The organism is Hafnia paralvei (assembly GCF_020150375.1).
GTDB classification, from domain to species: Bacteria; Pseudomonadota; Gammaproteobacteria; order Enterobacterales; family Enterobacteriaceae; genus Hafnia; species Hafnia paralvei.
Map to the genome: position 1 here is coordinate 2,241,653 of NZ_CP083737.1, position 13,005 is coordinate 2,254,657.

Below are 13,005 nucleotides of genomic sequence, written 5' to 3' on the forward strand. Positions count from 1 at the left end.
GATTCCATTCAGTTATGATTATTGATATGGATTCATATTTATCTCCTGACTGGATAAAGGTAATATGTCAAATAGCAGTGCGATTGTTCTAATATTGAGTTTCTTTAATGCGTTAATTTTATGAGCACTGATTGTTTTCTGGCTGACATTGAGCTTTCCAGCGATAGTCGCTGCACTTTTCCCTGAAAGAAGTGCGTTAATAACCTGCTGTTCTCTTTTAGTTAGCATAATTCTGGATGAGTTATTTGGCCGAACTGACTGGTTATGAGAATAAACAACGCTCTCCAACTGAGCTTTGAGGTCATCAATTTTGCTCTTCGTTGAAATAATCCCGCTTACGCTGTGATGAGAACGTAATTCATGATACGCAAGGCGCTGCAGTGTATCTTCGCAAATAATAATGATTTTGATGTTAGGAATTCTGGCAACTAAGTTTTCAATGAACGGATGGAAGCCTTTTGTGAGGCTATAAAATCCACTAGACGCATTAACGACCATAATTAGTCTGTCAAGATCATTTTCTACTGATTTATAACGACATTTATCGATATCGCTTATGCTGTTGAAGGTATGGATCTCAGTGTGGTGCCCTTGTTCTTGAGTAATATCTAATAAGAGGCTTTTTAGTCCATTCCTTATAAAATGGCACCGTTCGACAATAGCAATTTGTGGCATACAGATCCCTGTTTACGATTTCCAATGTGTACTTTTATTATGCAATGACCTCTTTTCACTTTGAGCTAGTGCGTGTGTAAATATTTTTAGTACAGTAGATGGAATAGAATTATTCTTCTGGTGGAGACCGGTCGTTGAATTTTTTAAAGTTAAAAACACCTGTTTTGTTATAATTGATCTAATTAAAAAAATAATAATATAGCTTGTTAATGGTTTTAGTTTACTCATAAATTCTGTGTGATTAAAGATGGTTTTACAGATCGAAAGGCTATTTATTGATAGGTGTTGTCTATTGGTATTTTGTTATCGATCGTTTATATGAATTGAGTAGTGCGCAGGGTGAGTACCAAAAGGTGTTATATGCACATCTGCTATTTTTATATAAAAATGAATGAGTAAGATAGGAATCATGGTGAATTTTATTAGCGTTATTTTTTTTAAAAGAATTTTTACAGCAAAAAATAAGTGGATGAAATACTGAATTAGGATACGAAACAGCTATTTTAATCTATTAAAAAATGACGATTTATGAGTCGGTGAAGTTGGCATAATTGCGTTGTCTAAGGTACGACAGGCTATTTTTCAGAATATCCTTAGGTAAAAAGTATAAAATGAATATCTAATATTCATGGATGGAATGTTTCGCTAACTAAGTTACCGCCGTAAAACGAACAGCGAGGTGAGTGTGCTCAAAAATGCGTCACTACTAGGCGATGAAATTGCTGTCTTCTGGTAAAAAACCGTATATAGAGAGTGTTTTGGGTTCCCTAAAGGGGTTGTAAACATTATCATCAACAATCTCTTTGCTTTAACTACAGCAACCGAACGGATTTCATGTATCAACCTGTCGCGTTATTCATCGGTCTGCGTTATATGCGCGGACGAGCCTCAGACCGCTTTGGCCGGTTTGTCTCTTGGCTTTCTACTATAGGCATCACGCTTGGTGTTATGGCGCTCGTCATCGTTCTTTCGGTGATGAACGGTTTTGAGCGCGATCTGGAAAACAATATTCTTGGATTGATGCCGCAGGCATTGATCACATCGACACAAGGGTCGATAAATCCAGAGCAGGTCCCCGCCACACAGTTTGAACATCTGGCAGGGGTGAAACGTGTTGCTCCTCTGACAACCGGCAATGCCGTGTTGCAAAGCGCACATAGCGTAGCTGTGGGCGTCATTCTGGGCGTCAATCCTAATGAGAAAGAACCGCTTTCTGCTTATCTCAATGGCTCCAACCTACAGGCGCTGCAGCCCGGTCAATACAATGTCATTTTAGGTGACCAGCTAGCAGGGCAGCTCGGTGTTAAGCGCGGCGAGAAACTGCGGATCATGGTGCCGAGTGCTAGCCAATTCACGCCGATGGGGCGCATTCCTAGCCAGCGCGTGTTCAACGTGGTGGGCACTTTTTCTGCTGACAGCGAAGTTGATCAGTATCAGATGCTGATGAACCAACAGGATGCTTCGCGTTTGATGAGATATCCGCTGGGGAATATCACCGGTTGGCGTGTTTATATGGATAAACCTTTGGCGATTGACGCTCTGGTAAGTCAACCGCTGGAAAAAGGCTTGGAATGGAAGGACTGGCGCGAGCGTAAAGGCGAGCTGTTCCAAGCAGTCAAGATGGAAAAAAACATGATGGGTTTGCTGCTGAGCTTAATTATCGCTGTGGCTGCGTTTAACATTATTACTTCACTGAGCTTACTGGTGATGGAAAAGCAGGGCGAAGTTGCGATCCTACAGACTCAAGGCTTAACACGTGGGCAGATTATGTCCGTGTTTATGGTGCAGGGTGCTAGCGCCGGAATTATTGGTGCGTTGTTAGGTGCAGGGCTTGGCGTGGTGTTCGCCAGCCAGATCAATGTCATTCCTGGTTTGGGGGAAATGTTAGCCGGTGGCAATTTACCGGTTGATATCAATATTCTGCAGGTTGTGCTGATTGCCGTTGTGGCAATGCTGCTGGCGCTGCTTTCTACGTTATATCCGTCGTGGCGAGCTGCCGCGGTGAATCCTGCTGAGGCTTTACGTTATGAGTAACTCTCCGTCTTTGTATAAAGAACTGTTGCAGTGCAAAGACCTGTGCAAAACCTACCATGAAGGCAAATTGCACACGGACGTATTGCGTAATGTGACCTTTGACATGCAGCCGGGTGAAATGATGGCCATTGTCGGAAGCTCTGGTTCGGGGAAAAGTACGCTGCTGCATCTGCTCGGTGGATTAGATTCGCCAACGTCTGGTGAAGTGATATTCAAAGGCCAGTCACTTAATGAGATGAGCTCAACCGCGAAGGCGGAATTACGTAACCGCGAACTGGGTTTTATCTATCAGTTCCATCATCTGTTGCCTGATTTTAGCGCGTTAGAAAACGTAATGATGCCGTTGTTGATCGGCGGTAAAAAGGGTGAGGATGCGCAGGGTAAAGCCATGGATATGCTCACCGCCGTTGGTTTGGCGAAACGTAGCCACCATCGGCCGTCTGAGCTTTCTGGTGGCGAGCGCCAGCGTGTCGCGATTGCCCGTGCCTTGGTGAATAATCCTTCGCTGGTGTTGGCCGATGAACCGACCGGTAACCTCGATATGCGTACCGCTGACAGTATTTTTGATCTGTTAGGTGAGCTGAATGTTCGTCAAGGAACCGCTTTTTTGGTTGTTACTCACGATTTAGCGTTGGCTAAGCGCTTGAACCGTCAGCTTGAAATGCGTGATGGGCAGCTTCAGCAAAATGTGACCCTGATGGGGGCGCAATAATGTCGGTTTCACCATTATCCCTGCTGATCGGCCTACGCTTTAGCCGTGGGCGCCGCCGTGGTGGCATGGTGTCTCTGATCTCCGTCATTTCTACCATCGGTATTGCACTGGGCGTAGCCGTGTTGATCGTCGGGCTAAGCGCCATGAATGGTTTTGAGCGTGAGCTAGACCATCGCATTCTTTCCGTGGTGCCCCACGGTGAAATTTTTCCTGTAGAGCAGCCGTTCACTGGCTGGCCACAGGTGCTGGAGCGTGTGGAGAAAGTTAAAGGCATTGTTGCCGCCGCGCCTTACGTCGAGTTTACGGGGCTGATTGAAAGTGGCACTCAGCTAGTTGCGGTACAACTGCGCGGCGTAAATCCTGAACAAGAAAGCCGCGTGAGCTCACTGTCACAATATGTGCAGGATAATGCGTGGTCGAAGTTCAAAGCAGGTGAGCAACAGGTTATTTTAGGCAAAGGTGTGGCCGATGCGCTCCATGTAAAAGTTGGGGATTGGGTGACTGTGATGGTGCCCAATAACGATCCTCAGATGAAACTATTACAACCTAAACGTATTCGTCTACACGTTAGCGGCATTTTACAACTGAGTGGGATGCTGGATCACAGCTTAGCGATGGTACCCCTAGCGGATGCCCAGCAGTATCAAGATCTCGGTGACAGTGTCACCGGTATCAGCATCAAAGTTAATGACGTGTTTAACGCCGATAAGCTGGTGCGGGACGCGGGTGAAGTGACCAATGCTTACGTATATCTTCGTAGCTGGAAAGGTACCTATGGGTACATGTTCCGTGATATCCAGATGATCCGCGCCATTATGTATTTGGCGATGGTGCTGGTGATTGGTGTGGCCTGCTTCAACATTGTCTCTACGCTGGTTATGGCCGTGAAAGATAAGAGCAGCGATATTGCGGTACTGCGAACGCTCGGCGCGAAAGATCGGCTGATCCGCGCTATTTTCATCTGGTATGGTTTACTGGCTGGAATGGTGGGGAGTGTGTCCGGCGTTGTGATTGGTGTCGTAGCATCTCTGCAGCTAACGAACATCTCGAAGATTATCGAAAAAGTGATCGGACATCGTTTGTTATCTGGAGATATCTATCCCATCGATTTCCTGCCAACTGAACTGCATTGGGTTGATGTAGTGGAAGTGCTTGCCACGGCGATTATTCTAAGTCTGGTTGCTAGCTGGTACCCAGCTCGACGAGCCAGTCGTATAGATCCTGCGCGGGTATTGAGCGGTGGTCAGTAATGCATGCTGACTCAATAGGAGTTGTGTAGATGTATTACGGTTTTGATATGGGTGGCACCAAAATTGAGCTCGGCGTGTTTGACGCTGAACTTAACCCGATCTGGCAAAAACGCATAGCGACACCGCATGATGATTACCGTGAGTTGCTTAATGCCTTTGCATCACTGGTATTTGAGGCTGATAACCTGACGGGAACTCAGGGGCAAGTAGGGATCGGGTGCCCTGGGTCTATTGATGCAGATAAGGGCACGCTTTATGCCGTCAATATACCGTCAGCCCTGGGAAAACCATTGCCGCGTGATTTATCTGCCCTGATTAAACGCCCCGTGCGTGTTGATAATGATGCCAACTGTTTTGCTTTATCGGAAGCGTGGGATGCAGAGTTCCGCGCTTATCCGAGTGTGCTGGGGATTATTTTAGGCACAGGCGTGGGTGGTGGTTTAATTATCAACGGTAAAAGTTTTACAGGCCGTAATTACCTTGCCGGAGAGTTTGGTCATTTACGTTTGCCGGTTGATGCGCTCGATCGCATTGGGATGGATACTCCACGCCTTGCTTGTGGCTGCGGGCAACAGGGCTGCATCGAAAACTACATCTCAGGCCGCGGTTTCGAATGGTTATACCAATATCGCACCGGTGAAAAGCTCGGAGCCAAAGACATTATCGCTCGCTACCGCGCCGCTGATGCACAAGCGTTGGCACACGTTGATTGTTTTGCTGATGTGCTAGCGATTTGCTTGGGAAATTTATTCACCGTTATCGATCCGCATCTTGTGGTATTGGGCGGTGGGCTATCGAATTTCTCCGAGCTTTATCCCTTGCTGAACGAACGGGTTCCACGTTCTATGCTGAGCGCAGCCAAAGCCCCGCGTATTGAGCCTGCTCGATACGGTGATGCTGGCGGAGTGCGAGGCGCGGCATTTTTAAATCTGACCGACTAATTACGATTATTATCTTTGTTGTGGCAAAGAAACCATTGAGGAGCAGTCGTTATGCGTACCCGTCATCGTATATGCCGGTTTAGGAAAAACAAACGATTGCGGCATCAGCGTTTTCGCTCTCGAATTTTCCACCGTGATACACTGTGTCACGCGAACAATGAGGCGGGAGGGTGTATGACTAAACCCTATGTTGTGGTTCTGACCGGCGCAGGTATTTCGGCCGAATCAGGAATACGTACGTTCCGTGCAGCCGATGGTCTATGGGAAGAGCATCGTGTTGAAGATGTGGCGACACCAGAAGGCTATCACCGCGATCCTGAGTTGGTACAGCGCTTCTATAATGCGCGTCGCCATCAGCTGCAGCAGCCAGAGATTCAGCCTAATGGGGCGCATCTAGCACTCGCTGAACTTGAACGTCAGCTAGGCGATCATTTTATGCTGGTTACACAGAACATTGATAATCTGCACGAACGCGCGGGAAACACGCGAATTATCCATATGCACGGTGAGCTGCTAAAAGCCCGCTGTACTCAGTCAGGACAGGTTATCCGTTGGGAAGGCGATCTTTCCGTAGATGACCGCTGTCACTGCTGTCAGTTCCCTGCGCCGCTGCGACCTCATATTGTCTGGTTTGGCGAAATGCCGATTGGTATGGATGATATCTACGAAGCATTGGCTAAAGCAGATTACTTCATCGCGATTGGGACATCTGGCCACGTGTATCCCGCCGCTGGATTTGTGCATGAAGCCCATCTGAATGGCGCTCATACGGTAGAACTCAATCTCGAACCGAGTCAGGTCGAAAGCCAGTTTGATGAGAAGCACTATGGCGCCGCAAGCCAAGTGGTGCCGGAGTATGTCCGCGATCTGCTGGAAGAGATTTATAAATAATCGTACATGTGCGGTTATGACATAGCACTCGTTTATTTCGCCATCTTTATCCTGTAAAGATGGCGAAACTGTTTAGGCTATTTGACCGTCCATGCCTCGGAAAATTCGCGATCCTGAAATAACTCCATCAATCCGCTGATTTGTTTCAAACGCAATACCTCATCTGCATCCATGCCCAGTTCTTCACTGATCTTCTCATCGCTCCAGCCGAGGCGATAAAGTTCGCGTACGATATCCGACATGATGCTGATTTGGTGTTTGCCGCGCGCGCGATTATGACGAATTGTCGCTGCGATGCGATGGGACTTTTCGTTTTCTAGATCGTTTAAGATGACGACAGGAAGATAGCCGCGGACACGTTTACGTAGCTTAGGACGATCGGCGGCCAGTTCACGGCGATGAAAACCATCTACGATGACATAGTCTTTATCATCATCTTTTATTTGAGCGGTAACGATCGGTTGGGTGTAGCCATCACGCAATAACGATGTATATAAAAGCCGCTTTTCAGGTGGGGCAACGTTATTGGGATTATAATCATTCGCGACAACATCTTCGATAGACTTCCAGAGTACACAATCGATAGGCTCATTGCTAAATGGACTCACTTGATGAAGCATGACTCGGATCTTATTTAAAGCCTCAATTTTTATGGCTTCAGGCATAGATTCCAACTCTACTTTTAGATCGTTAACTAACGTATCAATCTTCATATAACACTCCAACACTTCCTGCGCGCCTGAATTCTTTTGTGATACCGCTCATAGCTACTAGGTTTATTTGGGCTAAATGATAAAGAACGACACCAATAATCATTTCTTAGAAGAACTTTGCAAATGCGTCGCCAAGACGGAATATCTTTAGAGCCAATGTCTTTCTCTTGTTCATCGGGTATATCAATGGGAAAACCATGAGTCTGATACCAACGTAAATAAATAGCGATTTTGTTACGATAATGCTCTGCGGTTTTTTGCGGCATGCTGTCGAGTAAGAATAGGGCATAGCTGCGCCAGTTATGATTATCGGGTTTATGTACCTGACGGCGAGCATAAAAATCACCACGGTTATTTGCATAAATTCCACCCGTATTTGCACCTGATACACGGGTGCAAACACGTTCCCAGCATTCAGGTTCTAGAACATGATAAAGCCATAGCCCTTGACGTTGTTCAGGGCCAAAAGGTTCGCAGATACGCATAGAACGAAGCGCTACGCCAGCCTGATACATCAGGTCATACAGTGTGTTATAGGCTTTTCCTGTTGAGGCAAAATAGGTCCAAATATCTTCGGTTTTCCAATCGTAGACTGGGTAAATGCTATAGCAGTGTCCAGAAATGTTAGCGGTAGTCCACGGTTTGTCATCAGCAAAACGATGTTTTCGTTTTGATGCAACGGCCCAGAAGCGGTTATATGATTCGTCGGTGCGAATACCGATCATCATTGCGCTGGGTTGTTGCATGGAGTACCAGCTTGCGAAGGCCGGCATAAACTCTTCAAAAGTGATGCCGTCATAATAAAACGGGAAAAAAGCCGTATCAGAGATGGCGTCAGCGGGAAACTTGCGTATCCACTCAATATCGGGAGTCCAGCATTGCCATTCCGGCTGAAATTGCGAAACAGAATTCCCCGTCGTAATGGGTAATGCAACCCAATAAAACGTTCCGATCTCGGTATGATATAAGCGTCGCATCTTCTCAATATGGGTGATGGTATGGGTAAACTGAGCCTCCCAGTCAATAAATAAAACGTCGAATTTCCTGTTATGCGCTTTCGCATATTCGGCAACTAAATGGAGTAATACCGTGGAGTCTTTGCCGCCGGAAAAAGAAACGCAAACGCGAGAGAATGTATCAAAAGTCCATTCGATACGCGATTTTGCCGCTTTTAGCACATCAATGCTTAAAGCTATTTTTTTATTAGTTAACGCATCCATAGCGATTTATTTTAAGACATTGTCGTTCAGGTGATGTAGAGATTAATAGAATAATACGTAACGTAATAGGTTGATAGCTACATATTTTAAATATGTTGCCTAAATCTAAAGTTAAATTTGGTTAATAAATAAAATATTAATATTGTTTTTTAATTTATATTGGGTGGTCGTATATATACGACCACCCAATAGTGAATTGCTATGATAATAGCTGCAGGATTTAGTCTATGAAGAACCAATACCCGCTATTAATTAATGCAGCTAAGGTTGCAAGGAAACTAGGATCCTCAAGTGCATCGCCGAGCATGGCTGAATTGATCACATATTCGCGAGCAAGAACGTGGGCTGCGGCAGCATGGTCAGTAACGATAACTTCACCGTTTACAAAACAACTTCCTGCAACGTTAATGACGCGCAATCCTCCGAGACGTTCTAGGGATTCGCCCGCTTGAAGCAGCTCATAAATCTCTCCTACCTGATACGGTGGCTCAGGTGGCGCGATATCGAGCTCATGGCGAGACTGGCTGACGAATTCACCAAACCATAGATTGAAGTTATCTTGGTTTTGTAACTGGCTCATCATCATTCCACGTAGCTTTTCTAGCTCGGCGGCTTGAACCTCCGATGGGTTATCGCGTAGCACAAGATCGGGATCGCTATAGCGTTCGCTGCCGAGCTCATTAGCGAGCACAAAATCGGCAAAGCCGCTGATTAATTCACGTCCACTTGGTGCTCGGAAACCGACGGAGTAGTTAAGTGAGTTTTCCAGCGCATAACCTTCATGAGGGAAACCTGGGGGAATATAAAGGATGTCACCCGGTTCCATCTCTTCATCGATGATGGCGTCGAAAGGCTCGACTTGGAGGAGGTCGGGGTGCGGACTGTGCTGTCTTAGCGGTGTCTTTTCGCCTACGCGCCAGCGACGGCGGCCGGTTCCTTGAATGATGAATACGTCGTATTGATCCAAATGTGGCCCAACGCCACCTCCAGGTACCGAGAAGGAGATCATCAGGTCGTCAGTACGCCAGTCTGGCAGTTTACGGAAAGGGCGCATTAAAGCACTGGATGGAACATGCCAATGGTCGACGGCTTGAACCAGAATCGACCAGTTATTCTCACCGAGATGATCGTAACTTTCGAAAGGGCCATGTGCGACCTGCCAACGACCGTCTTGATGGCTAACAAGGCGACTATCGACCTCGTTTTCCATTGCCAAGCCAGCTAATTCATCAGGAGAAATGGGATCAACGAAATTCTTGAACCCGCGCTTTAGAATGACGGGGCGTTTTTGCCAGTAGCGTTGCAAAAAATCGTGCCAGTCGAGATCGAGTTGATAATCCATTGTTAATTCCCTGTGTATGTATCTGTTGGGATTATAACGGAAGTACCGTGGGATTCCTCCGCCTGTTTGTCACAACTCTGGTTTTAAAGAAAATAATTTAGGTTTTAGAGAAAATATATTAGACAACGGCGCCTGTTAAGCGCCGTTTGTGAGTGTAAGGAGGGACACTTGCGACGCTCAGTCGAGCGTATGTGAAATTTGCTGACGGCCGAAGTGGATACTCATGCGTGCGCCACCGAGGGGACTATCGGTGATAATGGCTTCACCATCATACTGTTGTAGCAATTCATCAACTAATGCTAAACCAAGGCCTTGTCCAGGTCGCAGAGTATCGATTCGCTGTCCACGGCGGAAAATCAAATCGCGCTTGCTGGCGGGAATGCCAGGCCCATCATCATCGATGATAATAATGAGCTCTTTTTCCGTTTGTTGTGCCGTGATCTCAACGAACTCTAGACAATATTTACAGGCGTTATCCAGCACGTTCCCCATGACTTCCATGAAATCATTTTTCTCGCCGACAAACGTGAGTTCGGGCGAGATATCCAGAGTGATATCAACCCCTTTGCGTTGATATACCTTATTGAGTGCGGAGCAAAGGCTATCTAACAACGGCGGAACGGAGTGAAGTTCTCGATTGAGCATGTTGTGCTCAGATTGCATACTGGCGCGATGCAGATAGTAGCCAATTTGCTGTGAAATACGGCTAATTTGCTCCAGCATAATCGGCTCAGCCTGCTCAATTTTTAAGTCTTTTCCATTACGCAGCGAGCGGAGAGTGCTTTGCAACACCGCGAGAGGTGTCTTTAGGCTGTGAGTGAGGTCTGATAATGTCGTCCGATAACGAGTATAGCGCTGGCGCTCGTTGCTGAGCAGGATGTTTAAATTGCGCACTAAGCCACGCAGTTCGCGAGGAGGATTTTCACTCAAAAGTTCTCGCTTGCCGCTTTCCAACTCTCGCACCTGTGTCAGCAACAGCTTTATCGGCTGTAGGCTCCAATATGCGGCTAACCAAAGCAGCGGGACGACCAGCAAAATATTGGCGATAAGTACGTAGGTGAACCATCCCCAAACCATATCCGAGTTTTGCAACTCTTGAGGGATAGTATCCACGACAACGATAGTCAGTGCAGGTAGGCGGTCCGTTGCCGCATATTGGTTAACGGCCACGGAGTGCGTCATGGCATCGTCGTCGTCGTCGTCGTAATCTTTTAGTTGATCCTGAACCTTCGGGTTATCCCCTAAAACGGCGCTACTGAATATGGTGCTGGAGTCCAGTTCGTAGAAACCGGGCTTCTCCAACCAAGATTTATCAATGCGCTTTTCTAGTTCGGGGACTTTGCGTTGTGACCAGAGCAGTTTGCCTTTATCGTCGTAAATCATGACCAACGTCGGTGCGTTAAGATCGAAGTTAGGCGGCGAAGTGATGGTCAATTTGCCATTTTCAAAATGCGCCAAGCTGAAGAACAGATTGCTTTCGCCCCGCAGCAGACGGAACGTTGTTTTATCGAAACTGACGACGTAGCCGACGACCGCAACGACTCCGTAGGCCAGTGATAGCATAAATACAACGGCCGCTGTCGCGAGTAAAAACCGTGTTCTTAGCGAAAACGGCTGTGCTTTATAGTGTGCCCAACGCGGAAGGTTCATCAGTTAATATCAAACCTGTAGCCTTGTCCACGAACCGTGGTGATGACTTCTTGCGGGTATTCGTTTTGTAGTTTTTTACGCAGACGCCCCATCAATACGTCGATGGTGTGACTTTCTCGCAACTCGGCATCAGGGTAGAGCTGTAGCATTAGCGCGTCTTTGCTGACGACTTTGGCGTGGTTACGAATGAGCGTTTCAATAATGGTGTATTCAAATGCGGTCAGCTTGATGAGGTTTTCATTCACCGTAAGCTCACGACGAGACAAATCGATCTGGAATGGTGGAAGGGTAATGACCTGTGAGGCCAAGCCGCTATTGCGACGCATCAGGGCTTGCATACGTGCAATAACCTCTTCGAGATGGAAAGGTTTTGTCACGTAATCATCTGCGCCAGCTTCGAGCACGGCCACTTTATCCTGCCAGCTTTCCCGCGCAGTGAGTACCAAAATAGGGAGTTTGATTTGCTCAGCACGCCAACGGCGGATCAGACTGAGTCCATCCTCACCCGGTAAACCCAGATCAACGATAGCAATGTCTGGCGTTTGTTCTTTAACAAAAAAATCGGCTTCTTTGGCATCCTCGGCGGCATCAACCTGATGTCCCATATCTCGCATCTGAACTGAAAGGTGGTGACGAAGTAAACCGTTATCTTCCACAACCAGAATTCGCATGAGTGACTTCTCCATAAGATAAGGCCAAGAGGCGATGCCTCTTGGCAAACGCATATGATGTTATTTTACTGGAAAGTATAGCGGATCCCGATCTCACCGATCTGATCGTCAACTTTCCAGTTATGGTAGGTATAACCAATTTCGGCGGCCAGATTAGGCGTCAACGCATAACCAGCCCCGATACGAGCTTCATTGAAGCCGCGGCTATCATATTCAGCATAGCGATAAGCAGCATTCATACTGATTTTGTCGGTGATGTGGCTTTTAACGCCAATCTCACCGGTTGCGCTGCTCCAGTTTTCATCACGCTTCTTATCATAATCAAAGTTGCTTGAAACAGCGTGACCGCTCGCGCCGATCAAAGCATACATATCGGTGGTTGGGTTAATGGCAAAGTGGTAACCCAAGCCAAGCAGGCTATCGCCGCTAGCTCGCTGGCTATTACCCATTGCGTTTAAACGCGCATCGATGAACACATTGTTTTCGAAACCATATCCACCGCGCAGGTAAAAGCCACCCATGGTGGTTTTGCTTTGATCTGGACGGTTCTGGTGCACTAATTTATCAAAATCGCTTTTGTTTGTGATGCCGCCCACCTGCAAGCCTCCAGCAACGTAGGTGTAGTCATCTGCAAGTGCAACGCCGCTCATAGCACTAATGATAGCGACTGCGCATAAAGATTGTTTAAACATGTGTCATTTCCTCGATATTTCATTGTTGTAGTCTTTGTTACTGCGACAACTAGTATCGAAAGAACCAACTAAACCTTTCCTCAACCATGTACCTCCAAACTTAAACGAAAAATAAACGAGGTGAAATGGGCTTTTACAGGTTTTTCTCTTGAAAGGGAACTTTGTCTGCGTGCAATAAGATAAACGAAGAAACCGCAGCGTATGAGGAGAGGAA

General features: G+C 46.8%; 12 protein-coding genes. 5 read left to right on the plus strand and 7 right to left on the minus strand.

The window, feature by feature from the left end:
• Positions 1–18: 18 nt before the first annotated feature.
• On the minus strand, positions 19–675 hold the full coding sequence (locus tag K9N75_RS10620; RefSeq protein ID WP_008813337.1) for a helix-turn-helix domain-containing protein: 657 nt from the start codon (positions 673–675) through the stop codon (positions 19–21).
• Between the two features lie 834 nt (positions 676–1,509).
• Between K9N75_RS10620 and lolC the strand changes: the two genes are divergently transcribed.
• Genes lolC through cobB form a run of 5 tightly spaced genes read left to right on the plus strand, consistent with a single transcriptional unit; the run spans position 1,510 to position 6,503 of the window.
• Positions 1,510–2,709: a lipoprotein-releasing ABC transporter permease subunit LolC gene (lolC, locus tag K9N75_RS10625; RefSeq protein ID WP_008813338.1), complete on the plus strand. Its 1,200-nt coding sequence runs from the start codon at positions 1,510–1,512 to the stop codon at positions 2,707–2,709.
• Positions 2,702–3,421 (plus strand): lipoprotein-releasing ABC transporter ATP-binding protein LolD, encoded by a 720-nt coding sequence (gene lolD / locus K9N75_RS10630; RefSeq protein ID WP_004090166.1) that lies wholly within the window; start codon positions 2,702–2,704, stop codon positions 3,419–3,421. Before lolC ends, lolD begins: the two co-directional genes overlap by 8 nt.
• Positions 3,421–4,671: a lipoprotein-releasing ABC transporter permease subunit LolE gene (lolE, locus tag K9N75_RS10635; RefSeq protein WP_008813339.1), complete on the plus strand. Its 1,251-nt coding sequence runs from the start codon at positions 3,421–3,423 to the stop codon at positions 4,669–4,671. The genes lolD and lolE overlap by 1 nt, the downstream gene beginning before the upstream one ends.
• A 29-nt stretch (positions 4,672–4,700) precedes the next feature.
• The gene (nagK, locus tag K9N75_RS10640; protein ID WP_008813340.1) at positions 4,701–5,612 is read left to right on the plus strand and encodes an N-acetylglucosamine kinase; all 912 of its coding nucleotides are present in this window, start codon (positions 4,701–4,703) and stop codon (positions 5,610–5,612) included.
• 51 nt (positions 5,613–5,663) lie between these two features.
• The gene (cobB, locus tag K9N75_RS10645) at positions 5,664–6,503 is read left to right on the plus strand and encodes a Sir2 family NAD+-dependent deacetylase (RefSeq protein WP_096080867.1); all 840 of its coding nucleotides are present in this window, start codon (positions 5,664–5,666) and stop codon (positions 6,501–6,503) included.
• A 77-nt stretch (positions 6,504–6,580) separates the two neighbouring features.
• Here the strand turns inward: cobB and K9N75_RS10650 are convergent, their stop codons facing one another.
• From K9N75_RS10650 to K9N75_RS10675, 6 genes are all read right to left on the minus strand, one after another.
• Positions 6,581–7,216 carry an IbrB-like domain-containing protein gene (locus K9N75_RS10650; protein ID WP_008813342.1) on the minus strand — a complete coding sequence of 212 codons (636 nt, stop codon included), beginning with the start codon at positions 7,214–7,216 and terminating at the stop codon, positions 6,581–6,583.
• Positions 7,213–8,436: a phosphoadenosine phosphosulfate reductase gene (locus tag K9N75_RS10655; RefSeq protein WP_008813343.1), complete on the minus strand. Its 1,224-nt coding sequence runs from the start codon at positions 8,434–8,436 to the stop codon at positions 7,213–7,215. Before K9N75_RS10655 ends, K9N75_RS10650 begins: the two co-directional genes overlap by 4 nt.
• A gap of 220 nt (positions 8,437–8,656) precedes the next feature.
• Positions 8,657–9,778 carry a ribosomal protein uL16 3-hydroxylase gene (locus K9N75_RS10660; protein WP_008813344.1) on the minus strand — a complete coding sequence of 374 codons (1,122 nt, stop codon included), beginning with the start codon at positions 9,776–9,778 and terminating at the stop codon, positions 8,657–8,659.
• 177 nt (positions 9,779–9,955) lie between these two features.
• Entirely contained in the window at positions 9,956–11,428 is a 1,473-nt protein-coding gene (gene phoQ / locus K9N75_RS10665; RefSeq protein WP_008813345.1) for a two-component system sensor histidine kinase PhoQ, read from the minus strand.
• Positions 11,428–12,099 carry a two-component system response regulator PhoP gene (phoP, locus tag K9N75_RS10670; RefSeq protein ID WP_008813346.1) on the minus strand — a complete coding sequence of 224 codons (672 nt, stop codon included), beginning with the start codon at positions 12,097–12,099 and terminating at the stop codon, positions 11,428–11,430. Before phoP ends, phoQ begins: the two co-directional genes overlap by 1 nt.
• A gap of 65 nt (positions 12,100–12,164) precedes the next feature.
• Entirely contained in the window at positions 12,165–12,791 is a 627-nt protein-coding gene (locus K9N75_RS10675; protein ID WP_008813347.1) for an outer membrane beta-barrel protein, read from the minus strand.
• Between the last annotated feature and the right edge of the window lie 214 nt (positions 12,792–13,005).